General features: G+C 69.1%; 17 protein-coding genes. 3 read left to right on the top strand and 14 right to left on the bottom strand.

What is annotated here, in order from left to right; all coding sequences use genetic code 11:
• Nucleotides 1-27: 27 nt before the first annotated feature.
• The 8 genes from E3O39_RS05885 to E3O39_RS05845 form a co-directional block, all read right to left on the bottom strand.
• A complete protein-coding gene (locus tag E3O39_RS05885; RefSeq protein ID WP_134449871.1) occupies nt 28-1701 on the bottom strand; it encodes a GspE/PulE family protein in 1674 nt (557 codons plus the stop codon).
• A gap of 125 nt (nt 1702-1826) precedes the next feature.
• The gene (locus E3O39_RS05880) at nt 1827-4067 is read right to left on the bottom strand and encodes a hypothetical protein (protein WP_134449870.1); all 2241 of its coding nucleotides are present in this window, start codon (nt 4065-4067) and stop codon (nt 1827-1829) included.
• Complete coding sequence (locus E3O39_RS05875) at nt 4064-4720, bottom strand: response regulator transcription factor (protein WP_241984987.1); 657 nt, start codon at nt 4718-4720, stop codon at nt 4064-4066. Before E3O39_RS05875 ends, E3O39_RS05880 begins: the two co-directional genes overlap by 4 nt.
• Before the next feature lie 130 nt (nt 4721-4850).
• Nucleotides 4851-5570 carry a thymidine kinase gene (locus E3O39_RS05870; protein WP_134449868.1) on the bottom strand — a complete coding sequence of 240 codons (720 nt, stop codon included), beginning with the start codon at nt 5568-5570 and terminating at the stop codon, nt 4851-4853.
• A gap of 55 nt (nt 5571-5625) precedes the next feature.
• Nucleotides 5626-6996, bottom strand: a complete 1371-nt coding sequence (locus E3O39_RS05865; RefSeq protein ID WP_134449867.1) for a hypothetical protein — start codon at nt 6994-6996, stop codon at nt 5626-5628.
• Nucleotides 6993-8273, bottom strand: coding sequence for a sensor histidine kinase (locus tag E3O39_RS05860; protein WP_134449866.1), 1281 nt, complete (start codon nt 8271-8273; stop codon nt 6993-6995). Before E3O39_RS05860 ends, E3O39_RS05865 begins: the two co-directional genes overlap by 4 nt.
• A 153-nt stretch (nt 8274-8426) precedes the next feature.
• Complete coding sequence (locus E3O39_RS19210; protein WP_194088660.1) at nt 8427-10010, bottom strand: Rv2578c family radical SAM protein; 1584 nt, start codon at nt 10008-10010, stop codon at nt 8427-8429.
• Between the two features lie 115 nt (nt 10011-10125).
• A complete protein-coding gene (locus E3O39_RS05845) occupies nt 10126-11598 on the bottom strand; it encodes a malate:quinone oxidoreductase (RefSeq protein WP_134450074.1) in 1473 nt (490 codons plus the stop codon).
• A gap of 169 nt (nt 11599-11767) precedes the next feature.
• Here E3O39_RS05845 and E3O39_RS05840 point away from each other — a divergent pair, with 169 nt between their 5' ends.
• Nucleotides 11768-12766 carry a glycoside hydrolase family 6 protein gene (locus E3O39_RS05840; RefSeq protein ID WP_134449865.1) on the top strand — a complete coding sequence of 333 codons (999 nt, stop codon included), beginning with the start codon at nt 11768-11770 and terminating at the stop codon, nt 12764-12766.
• 86 nt (nt 12767-12852) lie between these two features.
• Entirely contained in the window at nt 12853-14100 is a 1248-nt protein-coding gene (locus E3O39_RS19820) for a winged-helix domain-containing protein (protein WP_134449864.1), read from the top strand.
• 54 nt (nt 14101-14154) lie between these two features.
• Here the strand turns inward: E3O39_RS19820 and E3O39_RS05830 are convergent, their stop codons facing one another.
• Together E3O39_RS05830 and E3O39_RS05825 are read right to left on the bottom strand one after the other, a co-directional pair.
• Nucleotides 14155-14643 (bottom strand): hypothetical protein, encoded by a 489-nt coding sequence (locus tag E3O39_RS05830; RefSeq protein ID WP_134449863.1) that lies wholly within the window; start codon nt 14641-14643, stop codon nt 14155-14157.
• Nucleotides 14640-16094, bottom strand: coding sequence for a glycosyltransferase (locus E3O39_RS05825; protein ID WP_134449862.1), 1455 nt, complete (start codon nt 16092-16094; stop codon nt 14640-14642). Before E3O39_RS05825 ends, E3O39_RS05830 begins: the two co-directional genes overlap by 4 nt.
• 119 nt (nt 16095-16213) lie before the next feature.
• Between E3O39_RS05825 and E3O39_RS05820 the strand changes: the two genes are divergently transcribed.
• Nucleotides 16214-16825, top strand: coding sequence for a hypothetical protein (locus tag E3O39_RS05820; protein ID WP_134449861.1), 612 nt, complete (start codon nt 16214-16216; stop codon nt 16823-16825).
• A 40-nt stretch (nt 16826-16865) separates the two neighbouring features.
• Here the strand turns inward: E3O39_RS05820 and E3O39_RS05815 are convergent, their stop codons facing one another.
• The 4 genes from E3O39_RS05815 to E3O39_RS05800 form a co-directional block, all read right to left on the bottom strand.
• Complete coding sequence (locus E3O39_RS05815; protein WP_134449860.1) at nt 16866-18023, bottom strand: diguanylate cyclase; 1158 nt, start codon at nt 18021-18023, stop codon at nt 16866-16868.
• 26 nt (nt 18024-18049) lie between these two features.
• Nucleotides 18050-19702: a cell wall metabolism sensor histidine kinase WalK gene (locus tag E3O39_RS05810; RefSeq protein ID WP_134449859.1), complete on the bottom strand. Its 1653-nt coding sequence runs from the start codon at nt 19700-19702 to the stop codon at nt 18050-18052.
• Between the two features lie 16 nt (nt 19703-19718).
• A complete protein-coding gene (locus E3O39_RS05805; RefSeq protein WP_134449858.1) occupies nt 19719-22160 on the bottom strand; it encodes an EAL domain-containing protein in 2442 nt (813 codons plus the stop codon).
• A 63-nt stretch (nt 22161-22223) separates the two neighbouring features.
• Nucleotides 22224-23285 (bottom strand): aspartate-semialdehyde dehydrogenase, encoded by a 1062-nt coding sequence (locus E3O39_RS05800; protein ID WP_134449857.1) that lies wholly within the window; start codon nt 23283-23285, stop codon nt 22224-22226.
• Nucleotides 23286-23314 lie beyond the last annotated feature (29 nt).

The following is a 23314-nucleotide window of genomic DNA, read 5'->3' as shown; positions in this document are numbered from 1 at the left end:
TTCTTTCCTTTCGGCATGCGACGAGCGCTATGCAACAACTCGCAGAATCTCTTCGATCGAGGTCAGGCCCATGCGGACCTTCTCCCAGCCGTCATCACGGAGGGAAATCATTCCCTCCGACCGGGCGGCCCGGCCGATGTCCGCGCTCGAGGCGCGGTCGACGGCGAGCCGTTCGATGTTCTCGGAGACCGTCATGACCTCGTGCACGGCGAGCCGGCCTCGGTACCCGGTCTTCGAGCAGTTCTGGCAGCCGATGGGCTGGTAGAGCACCGGCAGCGGCTGGGTCGGGTCGAACCCGAAGCGCAGCTGGTTCAGGCGCTCGACGGTGACCTCTGCGGGGGCCTTACAGCGGTCGCAGAGGCGGCGGGCGAGGCGCTGGGCGACAACGCAGTCGAGTGCGGAGCCGACGAGGAAGGGCTCGATACCCATCTCGGTCAGGCGCGTGATCGCGCTCGGGGCGTCGTTGGTGTGCAGGGTCGAGAGCACGAGGTGGCCGGTGAGCGACGCCTCGATGGCGATCTGCGCGGTCTCGTGGTCGCGGATCTCGCCGAGGAGCACGACGTCGGGGTCGCTGCGGAGGATGGACCGCAGCGCGCTCGCGAAGGTGAGCCCCGCCTTGGGGTTCACCTGTACCTGGTTGATGTCCTTCATTCGGTACTCGACGGGGTCCTCGACCGTGATCACGTTGATCTCCGGGCGGGCGACCGAGTTGAGCGTGGTGTACAGGGTGGTCGACTTGCCGGACCCGGTCGGGCCCGTGACGAGGATCATCCCGTAGGGCTTCGTGTACGACTTCCTGTACGCCTCGTAGTTGTGCTCGAGCAGGTTGAGGTCGTGCAGGTCCATCGTCGTCGAGGAGTTGTCGAGGATTCGCATGACGATCTTCTCGCCCCAGACCGTGGGCAGGGTCGCCACGCGGAGGTCGATCTGGCGGCCGGCGTGGCTGACCGACATCCGGCCGTCCTGGGGCTTCCGACGCTCGGCGATGTCGATGTCGCTCATGATCTTGAGGCGCGAGATGACGCCGTTCTGGATGCTCTTGGGCGCCCGCTGCATCTCGTGCAGCACCCCGTCGATGCGGTACCGCACCCGCAGGTTGTGCTCGGCGGGCTCGATGTGGATGTCCGAGGCCTTGTCCTGGATGGCCTGGCTGACGAGGAGGTTGACGAAGCGCACGATCGGGGCGTCGTCGTCGAGCGAGTCGGAGACCCCGAAAGCCGATGCGGCCTCGACGGTGGCCTGCTCGTCCTCCATGGTGGTGGTGAGGTTGCTGAGCTCGTCGTCGGCGCGGTGGTAGCGGGCGATCGCGGCGAGCAGGTCGTTCTTCTCTGCGACGACGGGGATGACCCGCATGCGCGCGGACTCGCGCACGTCGTCGATCGCGAACACGTTGCCGGGGTCGACCATGGCGAGCACGAGGCGGCCGCCCTCGATCGCGATCGGCAGCACCTGGTGCCTGCGGCTCATTGCCGGGGTGACGAGGGCGACGGCGAGCCGGTCGACGGGGAAGTCGATCAGTTCGACGAAGGCGAGGCCGGCCTGCTCGGCGCGGGCACGGGCGAACTGCGCCTCGGTGATCACCCCGGAGTCGACGAGTGCACGCACGGCGCTTTCGTCGGCCGGGTCACCGGCCATGAGGGTGTCGAGCTTCTCGATCGGCAGCAGCCCGTGCAGGATGAGAATCTCGGTCAGTGAAGCCACGTGATCCTCCCCCGCCGGCTGAAGCTGCAGAGAACCGCGAGCGCACGCAGCAAATCTATCCACGCCCGGGAAAGTTGGTAACGCCCAACGCTAACCCCGCGTTCGAGTCCGGGACAGACCCACGATCAGGGGGTGCGGAGCTTTCCGACCGGCGAAACCGTCAGCATCCGGGTACCCGTGGACTCGACGACGAGGGAAGCGACGTCGTCACGGCCGGGCGGGAGGAGCCGCGCGGTGAGGCGACCGGCGTCGAGCAGATCGAGCTGGCCGGCGACGATGCCCGCGACCGCGGCGAGCGCCTCGGGGGGCCGTCCGCCGGAGTCGTCGAGCAGGGTGACGTCGACGCCGCGGAGCCGTGCGGCGCGGGCGGCGGTGATCACGGGTTCGACGAAGAGCGTCCTGGCCCGGATGGCGTCGCGCAGGGTGGCCTCGACGATGAGGCACTCGGCGCGGAGCGGCGGATCGAGGTCTTCCCCGCCGGCCAGGCGCTCGAGGGCAGGCCGGGCGAGCGCGTTCACTCGGGCGAGTTCCGATTCCCGTTCGGTGACACCCGCTTCGGCGCTCGCGGTCGTCGCGATGGAGACCGCGCGCTCCCGGTTGAGCACGGCGAGGGTACGGGTCGAACGGGTGAGCCCGACGGCGAAGACCGCCCCGGCGAGCAGGGTGGCGGCGTGCCGCACCACGAGGGTGAGGCCGTCGGCGACGCCCAGCCCGTTCAGAAGCGCCCAGCCGAGGCCGACCGCGACGAGCAGGCCGTAGCCGGCCCAGGCCGGGCCGGGCCGTCCGCGGGTGGCGAGCAGGACGAGCAGCAGGGTGACGGCACCGAACGCCCAGTGCGCGAACGGCTGGGCGGATGCGGGGGCGACGGCTGCCGAGGCGAGCGCGGCCCCCGCGGTGGCGAGCAGGATCACCACGACAGGGGCCCGGCGGGGAATCGGGTCGGGGACGATGACCAGGAGCCACGCCGCGGCGGCGACGATCAGGAGCAGGCCGAGGGCGGTGAGGGGCCGGCCTGCGGCGGGGCCGGGGTCTCCGAAGGCGAGGAGCAGGTGCACCGCGGCGAAGACGGCGAGGAGGACGAGGGCGAGGCTCCGCGGCAGGGTGACGAGCAGCGGGATGGCTGCGGGCGTTGCCGGGGTTCCCGGGGCGACCGGCATGGCCAGCGTTGTCGCCTCCGGCGTCCAGGAGACCACGACCTCGGCGCCGGCGCCCGGCCGCGACCAGACCGTGGCCGCCCCTCCCGCCACGCGGCGCATCCGCTCGACGATGCTGCGGGCGATGCCGAGGCGTTCGGCCGGGACGCTCGCGGGATCGAAGCCGACCCCGTCGTCGCGGACGGTGATGCGGAGGCCGGGGCCCTGCATCCGTGCGGTGACGCTGCGGTGCACCGGGCGGTCAAGGCCGACCCCCGCAGCGACCCGGGAATTGCGCAGGGCCTCGCCGACGGCGCCGAGCAGGGCCGTCGCGGCTGCGGCCGTCACTACTGAGCGGTCGTCGAGGTCGGAGTTCACGACGGCGTCGGGCGTGATCTGCGCGGCGAGGGCTTCGAGTCGTCGGGTCAGTTCGGGGCCGGGGACGAGCTGCCCGGGGGCGCGGTCCCTGACCGCGTCGAGGCGCACAAGGGTGGTGGCGGCGTGCTCGGCGAGGGCTGCGGCAGGAATGCCGCCGCGGCCGGCCATCAACAGGGTGGAGATGACGCTGTCGTGCACGAGCGCGTCGATCGCCACGCGCTCGCGGCTGCGGGCCACTCCCGCCGCGGCGGCAGCGATGTCCGCCCGGGTGGCGACCGTCGCAGCGTCGACCCGGACGGCATTGCGGCGGGCCGCCATCATCAGCCCGAGGAAGACGCCCACGAGGAGCATCGAGTAGACGGCGTCTTCGAGGCCGACGAGGACCGGCCGGGGATCCGTCGATGTCGCGGCGCGGACGAGGCCGCTGAGCGCGCAGACGACGACGAGATAGGCCCAGCCGAAGCGGTCGCGGGTGGCGACGCCGACGGCGAGGACGGGCACCCCGGTGAAGGTCAGGGCCCAGGGGATGTCCGCGCCGGCCGGGAGCGGGGTGGCCCGGAACGACAACCAGAAGACGAGGATGGCGAGGAACACGACGCCCTCGGCGAGCGCGATCCGGCGCAGCAGCCTCAGCGACGCCCGCCGGGAGAGCACACCGAGCGCGACGGGCAGCCCGAAGACGAGGGCCCAGATCAGGATCGCGGGAAGGGGTCGCGGCGCCCAGACCTGACTGAGGAAGGAGCCCAGGCTGAGGAGGCAGAACACCACCGCGGTGGGACCGATCGACGTATAGAGCACCCGGGCGAGGCGCTCGGCGGCGGTCAGGCCGGCGAGCGGGCGCCGGCCGCGCCTCACGGCTGGCCGGGGACCGGCAGGATGCCGTCTTCGAGGGCCCGCTTGTACAGGTCGATCTTCGTGTTGGCCGGGCGTCCGACGCGCTGGTATTTCGAACGGACCCGGCGGATGTAGTCGATCACGGTCGCCTCGGCGAGGCCGGTGCGGGCGGCGACGAGCGGGGCCTTCGCGCCGGCCGCGTAGAGGGAGAGCACTTCGCGTTCCCGCGGGCTGAGCCCGGCGTCGTTGAGCTCGGGGTCGCCGTCGAGGGCGGCAGCCCACTCGGTCGAGGGGATCGGCTCCCCGGCGGCGGCGCGGAGCACCGCGTCGAGCAGCACCGCCGTCGGTTCGGACTTGCGCACCACGCCGAGCACCCCGCTGCGGGCGGCCGTGCGCATCAGCACGGCGTCGTCGCCCGCGGTGAAGGCGAGGACGGCCGAACCGGCGGAGCGCAGCCGGTCGACGTTGTCGCCGACGGCCGAATCGTCGGACAGCCGCAGGTCGAGGATCACGAGGTCGACCGGGTGGCTGGCCTGCGCGGTCGATTCGAGCAGTTCGGTCACCGAAGCGACCGTTGCGACGACCTGGATCTCCGGGAGCGCCCCGAAGAGGGCGGCGAAACCGCGCGCGACGATCTCGTGGTCATCGATCAAGGCAATGCGATAGCTGGGCACGAGAAACTTTCGGTCAGGCCGTACGGGGACGGCGCCTGCGGTGCGGTGAAGCTGGATGGTGTTCCTGCCGCCGGCGTGCGTGTTCGGGTGCCACCGGAAGTGACGGCTTTTCGACGGTGATGTGCTGGTCCTAGGGTGAAACCGGGGGAACGCGCCGGGGGGCATGTGGGGCGCTCGCAGTCTCGCCAGGGACGAGGTCTTCTGGAGAGACAGCCGGGCGCCCCCTCCCCTCGTTCATGGCCCGATGGCCGAGGCGCCCGCCGCTCTCCTCGAGGTAGCAGGAGCCGCACAGGGACTCATAGGTGACGAAGGCCCCGTCGATCGCGACCTGGTCGCCAGCGAAGACGAAGCGCCCGTCGATCTTGCGGCCGTTGAAGACGGCCTTGCGCCCGCAGCGGCAGATGGTCTTGAGTTCTTCGAGGCTGTGCGCGATCTCGAGCAGGCGGCGGCTGCCGGGGAACGCGACGGTCTGGAAGTCGGTGCGGATCCCGTACGCCAGGACGGGGATGTTCTCGAGGATCGCGATGCGGAGCAAGTCGTCGACCTGGGCCTCGGTGAGGAACTGCGCCTCGTCGACGAGGAGGGCGCTGACGTCGAGCCCGTCGCGGGCGACGACCTGAGCGCGGTGCTCCTGGAAGAGGGCGTAGGCATCCGTCTCAGGGGTGAGCAGGAAGTCGACGCCGCGCGTCACGCCGAGGCGCGAGAGGATGCCCCGATCACCTTTGGTGTCGACAGACGGCTTGGCGAGCAGCACACGATGGCCGCGCTCCTCGTAGTTGTATGCGGCCTGGAGCATCGACGTGCTCTTGCCGCTGTTCATCGCTCCATAGCGAAAGTACAGTTTTGCCACGGTACCTGGAATCCCCCTCTGCGCCACCCGGCGCGTTCGTCTGCCCCGGGTCAGTTCAGCGTACTGGGCGTGCGACGCGTCGGCGTTCGGGGCCGTGTTCCGCGTCGAACTCGAGCGTCACGAGTGGACGACGACCGGATGCCCGGCTCGTGGAGACGCGCACCCGCCCGAACACCACGTGCAGGACGCCGAGGTAGGGCCGCAGCAGGGCGCGAACGGCCCGGGCGGGCAGGTCGATGCCGACCTGGATCGTGACCTGGTCGAGCCGGGGGGCGGATGCCGGGGCGCCGGCGCCCGCGGGCATCTCGCGCCGGGGTCCGCGGTCGGGGATCGTGCGGAGCGGGGAGGTGCTCAGCGGGATCTCGGACGTCGTGGTGAGCGGCGACCGGGTCAGGGCAGGCCGCGGGGACCCGGTGCCGCGGAACTCGTCGCCCGCGGTGACCTGAACGACGAGGCTGCAGGGGTCGAAGCCCGGCGCCGAGCAGAGGGCGCCGAGCAGGGCCGCGGTCGCGGCGCGCTGGTCGGTATGGAAGGCGGCGGCGCGGCGGTCGGGATCGGCGACCACGAGCAGCGGGGTGATGCCGCGGGCCAGGAGTGCCGCGCGCTCCCTCGCGATGGCCGCGTCGAGCCAGGTCTTGTCGAGCTCGCGAAGGAGCGCCTTGCGCACGTCGGCGGCGAGCGCACCGGCCCGGGTGATGTCGGCCTTGGTGATCTCGCCGCGTTCGAGGACCTCGGTGAGCAGCGGGAGCACGCCGGCGGCGAGTTCGGTGCGCTGCTGCTCGACGACGGCCCTGACCACGCGGGCCCTGGTCTCCTCTGTGCGCTCGATGATCGCACGGCGGGCATCCGTCTGCCAGGCCAGCAGTGAGCCGACGAGGCGACGGGAGTATGCGGCCCCGGCGAGCGCAGGAGCGAGGACCTGGGTGACCGCGACGGCGGCGAAGACGACGGGGGCGACGTCGATGGAGTGGAAGGGCGCCTGCACCCAGGTCACAGCGGCGACGACGAGCGCGAGGACCCCGGCGGAGGCCGCGATCTGGCGCCACGGCCGGTAGGGGGCGAGGCCGAGCAGGAGGAGGCCGATCGCGACGGGACCGAAGTCGTCCTGGATCAGGGCGTTGTGGTTCCAGCGGGAGGCCTGTTCGAGCAGGTAGGCGGCGAGGGCGAGCACGGCGATGGCCACGTGTGCGGCGGCGCGGAACGGTGCGTTTCTCGGGCGGGAGGCGAGGACGAGCAGGATCGCGGCGAGGGTGACGGCCGCGATCGCGAGGGAGCCCAGGAGCGCGTTGCCGGTCTGGCCGGCCTGGGTGATCGTGGCCGTGACTGCGGAGACCGTGACGATCGCGGCGATCGCCGGCGCGAGCGGCCACGCGGCGAGGGCTCCGAGCGGATCGAGCTGCTGCTGGGTCAGGGAGCTGCGGCTCATAGCGGCCAGCCGATCCCGGCGTCGCTCGCGGTGTCGCCGGCCGGATCGGATGCCGGGCCGCTTGCCGCACCGGTGCCGGGCCGTTCGACGGCGTCACCGGGAGGCGCAGGCACCGTCAGGAGCACGGAGGTGCCCGCACCGGGACGGGTCATGATCGTGACCGAGCCGCCGAGGCGCTCGATCCGGCGGCGCACCGCCTGACGAAGGCCGAGGCGGTCGGCGCCGGTCTCCGATTCCGTGAAGCCGCGGCCGGCATCCATCACCATCACCGAGAGATCGTGGTCGGTGGATTCGATGACGACCTCGGCGGAGACGATGCCGGCGTGCAGGATGACGTTGATCAGGCACTGCTGCACGGCGAGGCCGAGCTCGCGGTCGGCGACCGCGTCGAGGCGGCCGAGGGCGGCGCGCTCCCCCGTGACCTCGACGACGAGGCCGCGGTCACGGCAGCGTTCGATCGCGGAGTAGACGGCACTGTCGAGCCAGCCGTCCGGGCCGGAAAGTCGCTCGTCGGAGTCGGTGAGCCAGCTGGTGCCGTGCAGGGTGTCCACGGTCTCACGGATGCCTGCGGCCAGGTGCGGGCCGAGCGGCCCGGGGTGGGCGTGCACGAGCGCGACAAGCTGGTTGAGCGTGGTGTCCTGGCTGAGGGCGACTGCGCGCACGTCGAGTTCGTGCCGCAGCAGCCGGGACTGGTCCTCCTGCAGTGCCCGGTGCATGGCGAGCTGCACCGGACGGTGCCTGCGCCGGCCGAGGCCGCTCACGAGCATCACCCCGACGAGGAAGAGGTACGTCGACACCGTGAACGCATCGGGGTGATAGGGCACCCCGGTTTCGAGGGCGGCGAGGACGGTCACGGTTTCGGCGAGGATGAAGCCCGCGGTGCCCCAGAGCACGCCCACGAGGGCGCCCGTTCCGACGCCGCCGACCATCAGCAGCGCCATCTTCGGCATGGACACGAGGAAGACGTCCGAGCTGTGGAAGAGCTCGGGCAGCCCGAGCAGGGTGACGCTGACGACGTAGGTGACGACGGAGCCGACGAGAAGGTAGGCGACCGAGAGCAGCACGGTGCGGTGGCGGGACAGGAGGAAGAGGAGGATCGCCATCGAGAGGATCCCGATCAGGCTCACGCCGATCTGCGCGCTCGGGTGGCTGATGCCGAGAACGGCGATCGAGACGAGGGCACCGACCAGGCAGGTGAGGCCGAACCAGTGCGTGGCCTGGGCCAGGGCACGCCCGACCGAGGTACCGACCAGATGGTCGGGGAGGCCTAGGGTCATTGCCGCTCCGTTCTCCGTCGATTATCGCATCCGGTGGAGTCCTTCTGGCGTGAAGGGTCGCGAATCGAGGTTCGCGTGGGCGTTGAACGTCGATCTGCGACACCTCAGCCGGGGCGGGGGCGCAGCGAGGCATCCGATGTGCGGAGCCGCAGTTCAGAACAGGGTCGGGTGCAGCTCAGGCGGGAGCTCGCCCGCAATGAGCAACCCCGGGCCGGGCACGGGCCGGCCAGGGAACGCAGGGACGGCGGGCGCGGGGCGGGCGAGCGCGCGGGAGCGGACGCCGCCGGTGACGGGATCCTCGATCCCGTGCTCGAGCCCGTGCGCCCGGATCAGCGGCTTGATCCGGAGCGCGAGCCATTGCCGGTAGCCCTTGGGTGCGTAGGCGTTACGACCGTAGAGCTCGTGGTAGCGGGGCACGAGGTCGGGGTGGTCCCTCGCGAGCCACTGCATGAACCAGTCGCGCACCCCCGGCCGCAGGTGCAGCGCGGTGTTCATCACGTCGGAGGCCCCGGCAGCCTTCGCCTGGCGGAGGGCGTCGTCGAGGTGCGCCCGGGTGTCGGTGAGGAACGGCAGGATCGGCATCATGAACACGGAGCAGCGCAGGCCGCGCTCCCGGATGGCGGTCACCGTGGCGAGGCGCGCCGCCGTGGATGGCGTGCCCGGCTCGACCGCTGACTGCAGCTCGTCGTCGTAGATCGCGATCGAGAGGGCGAGGTCGACGGGCACGAGCGTGCTCGCCTCCACGAGCAGATCGAGGTCGCGCCGGATCAGGGTGCCTTTGGTCAGGATCGAGAGCGGGGTGCCGGAGTCGGCGAGCGCCGCGATGACGCCCGGCATCAGCCGGTAGCGACCCTCTGCACGCTGGTAGGGATCGGTGTTGGTGCCGAGCGCGACGGCGTTGCGCTCCCAGGCGGGCCTGGCGAGCTCCTTGCGGAGAACCTCCGCGACGTTGACCTTCACGATGATCTCGTTGTCGAAGTCCTTGCCGGCGTCGAGGTCGAGGTACGTGTGCGTGTTGCGGGCAAAACAGTTGTGGCTGATGACCCCGTTCGCAATGAAGTCGCCGGTCCCGGTCGTGATGTCGATCATGTCCATCGTGGTCCCCAGGTCCTCGACGGACACGACCTGAAGTAAAGCCGCGGACTTCACGGCTGCACCGGCGATGGACAGCTTCCGGTCAATGGCGGGCCCTACGAGCCCGAAACCCATGAGTTTGTTGTTCTCGGTCAGGTAGGGACGTTGACCGTCCCCGCGCATGGCGCGGGTGACGAACCTCCACCCTCGCTCGGTGAGGAAGCGGTGATCTCCGCTGGCCACGAGCTCGGTGCCGTCAGCGAGGGTGACGCGGTAGCCGCGCTTCCGGGTGTCCCAGGAAGCGAGCACTGTGGTCTGCACATACCGCCGGTAGGCGCCGACGGTCTCCGTACCCATGATCGCATCGCCAACCCTGACCTCCCAGAGTGGCTTCTGCCGTCCGTCGGCCATCAGGATGAGCGTTTCCGGGCTCAGGCAGTATGTGCACGCATGGGAGCAGCCTCGGTAGGGGTTGATCGTCCAGCCGAACGGCATGGCGCTCTGGCCGGGCACCCGGTTGAGCGCGGACTTGGCCAGGATCTCGTGGAAGGTGATCCCCGCGAACTCGGGGGTGCGCACGCTCCGCACCAGGTTGTTCAGCCGGGCAAGGCCGGGAAGCGCGCCCGCTTGTTCCGTCGTGAGTTCCTGCCCGCTCCACCGCATGCATACATTCGAACACACGTTCGATACTTGCGCAAGGGTGACGCGGCATCCGCCCTCACCGATTCGACGGAGATCGTGCCCGACTCCGTCGGATCGGTCAGGGGTTGGGGATCGGTCAGGGGTTGGTGAGGTGCAGGGTCGCGGCGGTCGCGGCGAGGGAGGCTGCGGCGCGGGCGGGGTCGTCCGACAGGGTCGTGCCGAGGCTCGGGATCAGTTCGCGGAGTCGCGGTTCCCAGGCCGGGTACTGCTCGGGGAAGCAGCGCTTGAGCAGGTCGACCATGATCGGAGCCGCGGTCGATGCCCCGGGGGATGCCCCGAGCAGGCCGGCGATGCTGCCGTCGGCCGAGGTGATGACCTCGGTTCCGAATTGCAGCACGCCGCCCTCCTTCGGGTCCTTCTTCATCACCTGGACACGCTGGCCCGCGGTGATGAGCTCCCAGTCGGCCATCTTCGCCGTCGGCATGAACTCCTGCAGGGCCTTGAGCTTGACGGTGCGGGACGCGAAGACCTCGCCGAAGAGGTACTTCATCAGGCCGACGTTGTGCCGGGCGACGGCGAGCATCGGGCCGATGTTGTGCCCACGGACAGAGAAGGGGAGGTCGAACCAGGTGCTCGACTTGAGGAACTTGGGCGTGAACCCCGCGAAGGGCCCGAACAGCAGCGAGGCCTCCCCCTCGACGTGGCGGGTGTCGAGGTGCGGGACCGACATCGGCGGGGCGCCGACGGCGGCCTTGCCGTAAACCTTGGCCTGGTGCTGGGCAACGACCGCGGGATTGGTCGTGCGCAGGAACTGGCCGCTGATCGGGAACCCGCCGAAGCCGCGTGCCTCGGGGATGCCGCTTTGCTGCAGCAGGGCGAGCGCGCCGCCGCCGGCACCCACGAACACGAAGCGGGCCTTCACAATGCTGGGGTGCCCGCCGACGAGGCGCCGGAGGTTCAGCCGCCAGGTGCCGTCCGTCAGCTTCTTCAGGCCGGTGACCTGCTGGTTGACGTGGACGCCGACACCCTTGGCTGCGAGGTCGTCGAAGAGGTAGCGGGTGAGTGCGCCGAAGTCGACATCGGTGCCCGAGGCGATCCGGGTCGCGGCGATGCGCTGGTTCTTCGGGCGGTTCTTCGTGAGCAGCGGGGTCCAGGTGCCGATGACGGCCGGGTCTTCGCTGTATTCCATCCCGTGGAAGAGCGGCTGGTCCTTGAGCGCCGCGAACCGTTTGCGCAGGTACTCGACGTTGGACTTGCCGTGCACGAACGTCATGTGCGGCGTCGAGTTGATGAACTTCGTCGGTTCGGGCAGAACGCCGTCGATGACCAGGGACGACCAGAGCTGGCGGCTGATCTGGAACTGCTCATTGATGCTCACGGCCTTGTCGGCGGTGACGCTTCCGTCGCTCGCCTGGGGCATGTAGTTGAGCTCGCACAGGGCAGCGTGACCGGTCCCCGCGTTGTTCCAGGGGTTCGAGCTCTCCTGGGCGACCTCGCCGAGGCGCTCGTAGACCTCGATACTCCAGTCGGGCTGCACCTGTTTGATCAAGGTGCCGAGAGTGGCGCTCATGACGCCGCCACCAATAAGTACGACATCAACCTGCGCCATTGGATTCACACGTTCGAGTGTAACGCCGCGCGCACGGGCGCCTGACCGCGTCCGATACCGCCGATCACCCCGGACTGGGGGCGAAATGGGACACCAAAACGGAACAAAGATCCGTCAGACGATACTCCTGCGTAACATATCTGTATAACCCCCCCGATAGGGTGGGTTCGTGCATTCGTCCGGCTCGCGTACAGGTCTCGTCCTCGGCATCATCGCCCTGGCGGTGCCCGTGCTTGCCCTCGGCACTTTCGTCAGCGCTTTCGCCCTGCAGGTACCCGGAGGTCAGACCGTGAACCCGCTGGCAACCACCTCGTTCTACGTTAATCCGTCCTCCTCGGCGGCGCAGGCCGCAGCGGATGCAGCCGAAAGGTTCGGGGCGACCTCGGCAGAGGCGACGGCGCTGGGCCGGCTCGCCGCCCAGCCCGCGGCGATCTGGCTGACGCCGGAGAAGTATCCGCTCGACACGGTCGGCGAAGAGGTCGCGACCATCACAGATGCCGCGATCAAGGACGGGAAGACAGCCGTCTTCGTTCTCTACGGAATCCCCAACCGGGACTGCGGCAACTTCTCGGCCGGCGGACTCTCGGTGCTCGAATACCCCGGCTGGGTGCAGGCGATCGCGACGAGCCTGACGTTGCGCGAGGCCGTCGTGATCCTCGAGCCCGATGCCCTCTCCCTCGCCACCCAGTGCAACAACGTCGAGGAGCGGGTGCACGAGGTGCACACCGCAGTCGACCTCCTCGCACCCACGCGCGCAACGGTCTACCTCGACGCCGGCCACTCCGAATGGATCGCCCCGTCCGCGATGGCCGGGCTGCTCAACCGCTCGGGCATCGCCTCCGTGCGCGGTTTCGCGACGAACGTGTCCAACTACATGGACTCCGCGGCCGAGCACGCGTATGCACAGCAGGTCTCCGACCTCACCAACGGCGCCCACTACGTGATCGACACCTCCCGCAACGGTGCGGGCTCGAACGGCGAGTGGTGCAATCCCCCCGGCCGCGCCCTCGGCGTCCTGCCCTCCGTCGTCTCGAACCAGGGCGCCCAGGATGCGAACCTCTGGATCAAGCAGCCGGGCGAGAGCGACGGAACCTGCAACGGCGGCCCCACGGCAGGGGACTGGTGGAACGCCCAGGCACTCGCGCTCACCAAGGCCGCCGGATGGTAAGCCCCGGTGCCGCCCGCACTCCCCTCGACAGCACACCGTTCATTGTTCGTTTTCGGTCGCAGGCCGAAGCAGCTAGGAGATAGATCATGGAAACAACGGAGAGTGAGCGGCGCGTTGCTGTCATCATCGAGGACGACGACGATATCCGTCATCTCCTCGAGGCCGTGTTGACCCAGGCCGGTTTCGACGCAATCGCGACGAGCAACGGTGTCGACGGCGTGCGCGCGGTGCGGGCGTACGACCCGATCGTCACGACCCTCGACGTGAGCATGCCGGGTATGGACGGCCTCGAGACCGCGAAGCGCATTCGCGCCTTCAGCTCGACCTACATCGTGATGCTCACCGCGCGCGACGAGGAAATCGACACCCTGCAGGGCCTGGAGGCCGGCGCAGACGACTATATGACCAAGCCGTTCCGCCCGCGCGAACTGCGCGCCAGGATCGACGCCATGATGCGTCGTCCCCGCCAGGCCCTCGTCTCACCGTCTTCGACCTATGCGGATGCCCCGTCTGCGGACGCTTCCGACGACTCCGGCTTCCCGGCAGCGCCGGCCGAGTATGCGACCTCAGAGCACGCCACCACCGACTACGCGCAGGCCGCATCCGCGCCGGAATACGCGCAGGCTCCTCCGGTCGAGTACCGGCCGGCCGCAGCGGCTCCGCACTACCAGCAGCCGCCCGTTGCGCAGCCGACGACCTACCAGCAGGCCCCGCAGCAGCCGCAGGCACCGCAGTACCAGCAGGCGCCGCCCGCGCAGTACCAGCAGGCGCCACCGCAGCAGGCCGCGCCGCCCGTGCAGTATCAGCAGGCCCCACCGCCCGGATACGTCCCCGGGCCGTCCGGCTGGGTCCCCGCCCCGGTCGAGTATGCGCCGGCGCCCCCGCAGGGCTGGGCGCCCGCCCCGACGCCCGAGGCTCCCCCGGTGGCCCAGCCGCAGGCATCCGCCCCCTCGAACGCGCTCGCACTCATCGCGCCGCAGCCCGCCGTTCCGGACGCCGCGGACTGGATGGAGCACAACGGCCTGCGCCTGAGCCCGGAAATGCGTCTCGCGGTACTCGGCACGGCGGAGCTCGACCTCACCCGCACCGAATTCGACCTGCTCGCCGCGTTGCTCGACTCCAAGCGCCGCGTGCGCAGCAAGGCGGACCTCGCGCTCCTCCTGCGCGGCGAAAGCTACGTGACCGCGTACTACGTGAACGAGGCCGACAAGCGTGCCGTCGAAGCGCACATGGGCAATCTGCGCCGCAAGCTCGGCGACAGCCTCACCACCCCGCGCTGGCTCGAGACCGTGCGCGGCGTCGGTTACCGGCTGGCGGCTTCCGAAGACGACTGAGGCCCGGCTCTCCGCCGGAACTCCGCAGGGGCGGGCCCGAGGCTCGTCCCTGTTTCAGTGAGCGTGCGTCGCGGGGAATTCCCAGCGCCGCGGCGGAACCGCACGGTCGCCGAACTGGGACTGCTGCTCATACTGAGCCTGCTGTTGCCCCTGTTGAGCCTGCCAGGCCTTCTGGGCGCGCTCGGCGTCTTCTGCCCTGGTCGTCAGCACGGCGAGCTCGGCACAGGTGGCTTCGCCGACCTCGACAAGCCGCCGCATGTGTTGCAGGCAGCCCGGCAGATCATTGCGCGAGAGCGCACTGTGCACGAGGGCAGCGGTCGCTTCGAGCACGACGGCTCCCACCATCGTGCTCGTCGAACGGATGCTGAGGAGGACGACGTGCGCCTCTTCCAGGTCAGGCCGGGCGAGGGACTCCGCAAGCCGCTCGGCCCGGCTGGGCCAGAGGGCGATGAAGTCGCGCAGGAATCGGTGACGCAGCGAGGTATCGCCGCCCACCTGGTTGAGCAGCGTCTCGAGCGCCCCGTCTTCGAGTAGGGCGATCACACCCGGTAGCCCCGGTGACGCTTGACGAGTGTGCCGAACATGGTGAGGGTCTGGATGATGGTGGTGACGCCGAGGATCGGCCAGCCGATCCAGAGGACCGTCGACTGCGCCACCACGGGCAGCTGCAGCCAGATGAACACGAGCGCGGCGAAGAAGGCCGTCGCGAAGATGAGCGGGAAAAGGAAGGCGTTTCCGGAGCCGCGCTCTGCCTTGGCCTGCTCCGCCCAGTTGTCGACCTGCTTGTTGCTCGCGAACTTCGTCCAGGCCCTGAGGAAGTGTCCGATTCGCACCCACATGTAGATCTCCGCGGGGAACCAGGCCAGCGCGAAGAAGAAGTCCCGCCCGTTGCGGTTCTTCATCGACCAGGCCGTGCGGAAGTTGAGCAGCAGTGCGACGAGCGGCGGGATCAGCCAGACCGGGCTGAACACGAAGGCGCCGATCGACAGGGATGCGGCGAGCAGGATGATGAACAGACCACGGGTGACGATGTTGACGGCCATCGAGAAGTTCTCGATCCAGCGGAGCCGGAGGTTGGGGTGGAAGGGCTGCCCCTTCGTGTCGCCGCGCTGGCCGGGCCACATCAGCTCGATGGCGCCGAAGTTCCATTTGACCTGCTGGGCGTCGAGGCCGCGCAGGGTCGTCATGCCGCCGACGTTGGCGCGGGCCTGGGCGCTGATCTTGGTCAGGTAGCCGGCGCTCTTGATCTGCAGGGAGAGGAGGGAGTCCTCGACCTCGCTGTCCTTCACCCACGGAGTGGACTGCTTGCTGTCGATCATGACTTCCTGGAGGGTCCGGATCGAGAAGATCGAGAACTGCCCGCCGAGGACGGCCATGTTGCGGCCGCGGAGCATGTTCTGCATGTTGAAGGCGGCGAACTGGGTGCGCTGGCCGGCGATGAGGAACTTACCCATCGTGCCGTCGATCTGGCTGTCGTCGATGCTGTAAATGGCGGAGATGCCGCCGACGCGGGTGTCGGAGGAGATCTCGGCCTCGAGGTGCCAGACCGCCCGGGGGTCTGCGGTGGTGTCGCCGTCGACGCCGAGGAGGTAGTCGCAGCCCTCGATGAGCGAGAAGCCGTAGTTGAGCGCACCGACCTTCTTGTCCGGGTTCTCCCCGATGTCGTGGACGAAGATCTCGGTGAACTGCTCGACACCGTCGGTCATCCGCATGTGCGGGCCGGCGTAGTGGCTGGCGATCTCGACCGTGTCGTCCGTCGTGTTGTTCACGACGACGTGGATCACGTCGGGAAGACGCGTCTGGGCGAGCAGGGAATCCAGGACTGAAGCGATGGAGTCCGCTTCGTTGTACGCAGGAACGATGCACCCGATGGTCGGGCGGAACACGGGCAGAGCGTCGACGATTTCCGTGAAATCGTTCGCGTAGGCCGCGAGGGAAGGGTCAACCGGGGGCTGGGCCTTGACATACGGGGAATTCTGGGGGTTCTCGTTCACAGGTCTTACTCTCCCATCCGAACCGCAACTTTTGCCACACCCCCGGTCAAGGTCTCCGCAAGATAAGCTCAAGCGCAGCCCCCCTGTTCGGGCTTGAACCACGATCCACGGGAGTCCTCATGCCTGCTCGTTCCCTCTCACGAGTGCTTCCCGCGCTCGGTCTGGGTCTTCTGCTCACAGCGTCTCTGAGCGGATGCGGCCAGGCACCCTGGTCGACGGGTCTCGCCTCGAGCACGCCGACGGCCACCTTCTCGGTGGCCCCGATCATTCCGGTGATCAATGACCTCGCGACCGGTTCGACGACCCGCAACCTCAAGGCCGGCGATGTCACCCTCGCCGTGAACTACTGGTCGACGCTCAACATCGGCGAATGGACACCCTCCGCGAACAAGCCGATCAGCTTCTCTCTGATCGGAACCCTCGGAACGGACGACGGCCAGGCCGTCTACCTCTCCCGGGTGAGCGTCGCCGCGTCCGTGAAGGGCCCCAGCGGCCCCCTGACCGCCCCACCCGCCTCGGTCGACCAGGCCTCGATCGCGCCCGGCTACCTGATCAAGACGCCGTACAGCTACAGCCAGACGTTCATCCTGCCCGCGGTCGACCCCGCTGCGACGAGCATCACGCTCGCATTCACCTACGAGGTCCTCGTGCAGTCGACGCCGACCTCGGCGGCATTCGCCAAGTCGACGGCGAGCGACGAGATCACCGTCGCGCTCACCCCCGCCGGATAGCCGCCGGTCGGCCGGCTTCCGCGACTCGGTCCGTCGGGTCTCAGGCCGCTTCGGAGACGACCGTGATGTCGTTGCCACCGCCGCGCTTGCGCGTGCGGATGGCCTCGGTGACGGCCGACGTGAGCACGCCGAGCTCGTAGCCGTGGTCGAAGGTGTCCGCGATGGCGAAACTCGCGGTCAGGCGGATGCGATAGGAGTCCGTGACCGGTTCGTCGACGAGCGCGGTCTGGATGCGTTCGGTGATGCTCCGGGCCTCCGTTGCGGACGAGACACTGACGAGAATGAGGAAGCTGCCGGCGGCGGGGTGCCCGATCAGGGCCATCACGGGCGCGCTGTACCGCAGAGTCTGGGCGAACCGGGCGATGGCCGCGTCACCTGCGGCGCGCCCGAAGGCGGTGTTGATCTCCGGGAGGTTGTCGATGTCGGCACCGATCACGGCGAGTCCGAGCTGCCAGCGGTCGGCCCTCTCGATGTGGTCGGTCGCCGCCTGCACGAAGGCACCCGACGTCATCACGCCCGCCGCAGAGTGGATGCCATCGGTGAAGTCCCCGACGGCGTTGTTGCCGAGCTTCTCGGCGCGGAGGATCGAAATGGCGATGGAACCCACCACGATCAGGGACATGTTGACGATCGACGCAGATCCTGTTCCGAAGAACCGGGAGAAGTCCGGGTGGTCGTGGCCGAGCACGATCAGGGCGACCACCCGCGCCGACGTGTAGACCGTCACGATCCAGAGGCTCAGACCCAGAATCCTGCCGTTGATGTTCCTGCCGAGCCTGCCCCGCAGCGCCTCAGAACCGCCCAGGGCGCCGAAGGCGGCCATGGCCGCCCAGGTCACCCCTGAGGCGCCCCAGCCGTCGCCGCCCGGCGCAGTGACGAGCGTCCAGATCGCGACGACCGCTCCGGCCGCTCCGACGGTCCACAGCAGGGACTCCCGCGAGTTGTAGAGGCGGGAACCGCTCCAGAACGCCCCGGACAGCACGACGAGGCCGACGTTGCCGACCAGGAGACCCCACCAGTTCGATGCCCCGATGATCGCCACGCCGTAGCCGAAGGCCACGGCGATCCCTGCGATGAAGGCGAGGCTCCAGAGCTTGCCCGCCGCGTCATTGCGGTTGAGGGCCGTGTTCAGGATGAACGACACCCCGCAGAGCACGACGATGAGCGCGCTGACGATAAAGAGCGTGGTCGAGTCCAAGTGCTGGGCCCCCTTCTGAGGGCAGTCTATCGGCTGGCGACGGGCGTCAGGGGTAGCGTGAAGACCGCCACCGAGCCTTTGCCCTTGGTGGATTCGAGGCGCAGGTCGCCCCCGTGCTTGCGCATGATGTCCCTGCTGATGCTCAGCCCGAGCCCGGTGCCGTGCACGCTCGAATTCCGTACCGAGTCCGCACGGTAGAACCTGTCGAACAGCTTGGTCTGCTCCTCGGCGGTCATCCCCCTGCCGGTATCCGAGATCCGCAGTTCCGCCAGCCCGTCGGCGACGGCCAGCGTGACCCCGATCCGCCCGGACTCGACGTTGTACTTGATCGCATTCGAGAGGACGTTGTCGACGACCTGCCGCAAGCGGAACGCATCCGCTTCGACCGTGACGGCGGGAAGGGCCTCGACATCGAACCCGATCGTGCGTTTGGAGGCCGAAGGGCCGGCGGACTCGAGAGCGTCCGCGACGATCCCGGCCAGGTCGCACGGGGCGACGTTGAGCGGAGGCTCGTGCTTCGAATCACTCGCGTCGGTGAGCAGCCCGGAGACCATCTCGAGCAGTCGGTCGGAGTTCTTCGACGCGACCTCGAGCATGCCCCTGGTCGACGGGTCGAGACGTTCGTCATCGAGAGCGAGTTCGAGGTAGCCGAGGATGGACGTGAGCGGTGTGCGCAACTCGTGGGACACCGAGGCGACGAGGTCGTCGCGGGCCTGGATCGCCCTGACTTCCGCGGTCACGTCGCGCGAGACCATGACGCCGCCGTCGTAGTCGCCGTTCTCGTCGGTGATCGGTCGCGCGGAGACCAGGAGGGCAGCCTGCTGCTGGCCGGGTTCGCCGACCCAGACGGTGAGGCGGTCGATGGTCTCCCCGCGGAGCGCCCGGGAGTACGGCCGGTCCAGCTCGTCGTACGGGGTCACCCTGTCTTCGTGGAACACCGTGCTGACGACTGCCGGCCGGTTGTCTGTCGTGCCATAGAGGGCGAGCAGCTCGCGCTGGGCACGGTTCAGGAAATTCGCCGTGGAGGCACGGTCGAATCCGACGACCCCGAAGTCCACAGCGTTGAAGAGTTCGTCGAGGGTCTGCTCCTGGCGGCGTGAACGTCGCAGGGCCGACTCGAACAGGCCGGCCTGCTGGGTGAGGAGCACCCGCTGCGCCGCGGCGCGCTTGGTCGTCAGGTGCGTGGTCACCGCGACGAAGCCCAGCATGGTCGGTATCATCGCGAGCTGGGGAACGTCGGCCAGGGAAATGGGCACGGAACGGAACAGGGTCCCGCCCCAGATCATGACGGCCGCCAGGATGACGCTCCCCGTCGCACCCCGCGCTCCGAAGTGCGTCGACAGCCAGATCACGGGAAGCACCAGGAGGAAACTCGCGCCGATCGCGGTCGCGGCCTGCCAGATCAGCACGATCGCGATGATGTCGACGACGGGAAGCAGGACGATCCAGTACTTGGAGTGGTCGCTCCACGTGACGAGGGCGCTGACGGCCGTGACGATGAAAATCAGGAGCACGCCGAGGAAGAACATCGGGGAGCTCAGCCGCTGGATCGCGGTGAGCCCGGTGACAGCGACGAGGAAGAGGGTCGCCCCGGCGAGGAGAAGCTGGGAGAGGAAGACGGAACGGTCGAGGCGCGACAGATTCGACCTCACCGCTCGGTCCATCCCGGTCTCACTCATGGACTGAGACTATCGGTCAGGTCGCCGGGGCTGCAGCAGGAGTCTCTGCTCCAACGGTTGGACCGATCGGGAGGTCGCCAGCGGGGACGACCGCTGCGGCCCCATAGCGCTCGAGACGGGACAGGGTCTTCTCAAAGCTCTCCGGAACGCCGTAGTGGAAGCCCTGGGCGCTGCGGATGCCGATGGCAGCGAGATGCCTGACCATCGCCTCGTTCTCCACGCCCTCGACGATCATCGAGTATTCGAGGTTGTCGCCGAAGCCCTGCAGCGCGGTGAGCACCTCACGCTGGCGGATGTCATCGAGGTCATCGACGAGGCTGCGATCGATCTTCAGGATGTCCATGGGCATCCGCACGAGCGCGTCCACCGAGGAGTCCTGGGACCCGTAGTCGTCGAGGGCGATCAGCAGCCCCAGGTCGCGCAGCCGGTCGGCCTGCGAGCGGATGGCGGGGGTCACCCGGGCGACGGAACGCTCGTTGAGTTCGAGGCACAGCGAGATTCCCGGATACCGTCCGGCGAGGTCCTCCATGAAGGTGCCGACCCGGTCGGGCACGATCTGCCCGGCCTCGACGTTGATGGCCATGCAGGTGACCCGGGGTTCGACGAGGCGGAAGTCGGCGGCCGCGGCCATGGCCTTCACGGCGACCTGCCGGGTGAGGGCGTCCATCCGGCCGAGTCCCTTGGCCTTCTCCACGATGGACGGCGGCGAAAGCGGGCCGAGAACGGGGTCGTTGTAGCGGACAAGTGCCTCGAACGCCCAGATCTGGCCCGTGACGAGGCTGACGATCGGCTGGAACGCGAGTTCGAGGAGGTCCTCGTCGATGGCGTGCGCGATGATGTCGTTGATCTGGGAGGAGCGGTGGCTCGAGATGTTGATGCTGCTCTCGTTGGCCGGTCCGCCGCGGCGCCGCGACTTCTTGATCGCGAGCATGGCCCGGTCGGCGTCCTGCACGAGCTGGGAGACATCCGTCTCCCGGTGGGCCGAATAGGCGAGGCCGATGCTGAGCGTCGGGGTGTAGCTGCTCGAGCCGAGGGTGAGCGGCTGCACGGAGGTCTCGAGGATGCGTTCGGCGATCTCCTTCGCCTCGCCGAGAGAGGCCAGGTGAGTGAGGATTACGACGAATTCGTCGCCGCCGACGCGAGCGACGACGTCGCTCGGTCGCACGACCATGCGCAGCCTGCGGCCGAGTTCCCTGAGCAGGTCGTCTCCGCTCTGGTGCCCGTGCCGGTCATTGAGGCGCTTGAAGTCATCGAGGTCCAGGAACAGGACGGCGAGGGCCTCCGAGTAGTCACGGTGGTCGTTGATGTTCGCGAGCGCCGTCTGGAAGGCCCGGTAGTTCGGCAGGCCGGTGAGGGGGTCGGTGTTGGCGCGGGCGGTGAGGCCGCCGATGTTGTAGTGGGCGCTCATCGCGAGTTCGGCCGCGCGGGCGAGGGCGTTGAGTGCGCTCCTGTCGTCGGCGGTGAAGACGCCACCCATCGGCTCGCGGCCCGCGACGACGAACCGGGTGTCGGACTCGGACAGCAGGATGGGGGCGCTGATCTCCCCGACGCGCGCCGCGTGGTCGCGCACGGCGACGTACTCGACGCCGATGGTCGTCCGCACGGCCTCGTGAAGCAGTGCGAGGACCCGGGAGGTCGCCTCGGCATCGTCCTCAGGCCCGGACTGGACACGGCCGGCGGAGATGTCCTCGCGCCCGGCGGCGCCGAGCGCCGCAGCGCCCGTGATGAGACCGGTGAGCCGGCTGCGCATCGTGACGACGCGGCCGATGAGCTTGATCCCGACGCCGGCGAGAGTGAAGGCGAGCAGGGTTGCGATCACGAACACGATCGGGTCCCGACTGACGGCCAGGCCTGCGTCGTGGAAGACCACGACGAGCGCGGACAGGAGTGCGCAGCCGAGCACCATCAGCGCCAGCCGCGCCGGCGCGATCAGGGGGCCGGTGCGGTTCGCGATCGGCCGGACCAACACCATCCGCAGGTATTCGATGATCGCCACGAGCGCGACATACGCGGCGCCGGCGCAACCGGCGGCGAGATAACTGGGGAGGCCGAAGGCGGTCGCGCCTGCGAGGACGGCGACGGCCGCGGCACTGCCGGTTCCGGCGAGTCCGGCACTGTAGAGGGCGACGTCGACGCGTCGGGAGCGCACCAGGACGATGAGCAGCACTCCGAGGACGATGGCGCCGGCCGCGGCCAGCGGGCTGACGACGGTGTAGAGCACGGGCAGCACCAGGATGGGCAGGCTCACGACGGGGCTGCGATGCCGTTCAGGGCCCAGGCGCACCCAGCAGACGTTGAGCGCTGCGGCGCAGAAGACACCAGTGGCGGCGACCCACCAGGCGGACCCCGGCTGACCGGTCAGCGACAGGATCGCGGAGACCACGACGACGCCGGCGATGGTCGCGAAGAGTGCGATGATCACGCGCCGCACGCCCTCTGAAACGCGATACCCGCCCATGGTGTTCCACAGTAGTGCACGCGGTCCGGCGGTCGCCTCCGCGACCGGAAAAGTCACCGTCGGTCAGGACGCGAGCAGGTCCGCGGCGACGAGTTCGGCGATCTGGACGGCGTTGAGCGCGGCGCCCTTGCGCAGGTTGTCGTTGGTGATGAACAGGGCCAGTCCACGCCCATCCGGCACTCCGGGGTCCTGGCGGACCCGACCGACGAAGCTCGGGTCCTTGCCCGCGGCCTCGAGCGGAGTGGGGACGTCCGTGAGCACGACGCCCGGAGCATCCTTGAGCAGCTCGAGCGCACGGGCGACCGAGAGCGGGTTCGCGAATTCGGCGTTGATGGACAGGGAGTGGCCCGTGAAGACCGGCACCCGCACGCAGGTACCCGAGACAAGCAGGTCGGGCAGTTCGAGGATCTTGCGGCTCTCGTTGCGCAGCTTCTTTTCCTCGTCCGTCTCGAAGAGTCCGTCGTCGACGATCGAACCGGCGAGCGGAACGACGTCGAAGGCGATCGGGCGCACGTACAGCACGGGCTCGGGCATCGGGACGGCGGACCCGTCGTGGACGAGCTGGAGGAGGTTGTCGCTGTGCGCGGCGGCGCGGATCTGGCTCGCCAGTTCCTGCGCACCGGCGAGCCCGCTGCCGGATACGGCCTGGTAGGTGCTCACGATCAGGCGCTGCAGCCCGGCTTCGTCGTGCAGGACCTTGAGCACGGGCATCGCGGCCATCGTGGTGCAGTTCGGGTTCGCGATGATGCCCTTGACCGCGTGGTGGATGGCTTCGGGGTTGACCTCGCTGACGACGAGGGGAACGTCGGGGTCCATCCGCCAGCCGGACGAGTTGTCGATCACGGTGACGCCGGCAGCGGCGAACCGGGGGGCCTGGACCTTGGACAGGGTCGCCCCGGCGGAGAAGATCGCGATGTCGAGCCCGGTCGGGTCGGCCGTCGCGGCGTCTTCGACGACGATCCGGTCGTCCTTCCACGGCAGGGTGGTTCCGGCCGAACGGGCAGAGGCGAAGTAGCGGATGCCCGCAACCGGGAAGTCCCGCTGCTCGAGCAGGTGCCGGACGACGGCGCCCACCTGGCCGGTTGCCCCGACGACTCCGATGTGGATTCCTGCTGTGCTGCTCACGGTTTCTTCCCTAGTATCTGTCTGTCGTG

Origin of the sequence: Cryobacterium sp. MDB2-A-1 (genome assembly GCF_004402675.1) — a bacterium.
Taxonomy (GTDB): domain Bacteria; phylum Actinomycetota; class Actinomycetes; order Actinomycetales; family Microbacteriaceae; genus Cryobacterium; species Cryobacterium glucosi.
The sequence above is the reverse complement of the archived record's forward strand: the minus strand, read 5'-3'. Positions and strand labels throughout refer to the sequence as shown.

Coding starts and splice junctions, on each gene's coding strand:
- E3O39_RS05865 (WP_134449867.1), bottom strand. CDS start 6,996: ATGAGCCGCAGCTCCCTGACCCAGCAGCAGCTCGATCCGCTCGGAGCC.
- E3O39_RS05860 (WP_134449866.1), bottom strand. CDS start 8,273: ATGACCCTAGGCCTCCCCGACCATCTGGTCGGTACCTCGGTCGGGCGT.
- E3O39_RS19210 (WP_194088660.1), bottom strand. CDS start 10,010: ATGCGGTGGAGCGGGCAGGAACTCACGACGGAACAAGCGGGCGCGCTT.
- E3O39_RS05845 (WP_134450074.1), bottom strand. CDS start 11,598: ATGGCGCAGGTTGATGTCGTACTTATTGGTGGCGGCGTCATGAGCGCC.
- E3O39_RS19820 (WP_134449864.1), top strand. CDS start 12,853: ATGGAAACAACGGAGAGTGAGCGGCGCGTTGCTGTCATCATCGAGGAC.
- E3O39_RS05820 (WP_134449861.1), top strand. CDS start 16,214: ATGCCTGCTCGTTCCCTCTCACGAGTGCTTCCCGCGCTCGGTCTGGGT.
- E3O39_RS05810 (WP_134449859.1), bottom strand. CDS start 19,702: ATGAGTGAGACCGGGATGGACCGAGCGGTGAGGTCGAATCTGTCGCGC.
- E3O39_RS05805 (WP_134449858.1), bottom strand. CDS start 22,160: ATGGGCGGGTATCGCGTTTCAGAGGGCGTGCGGCGCGTGATCATCGCA.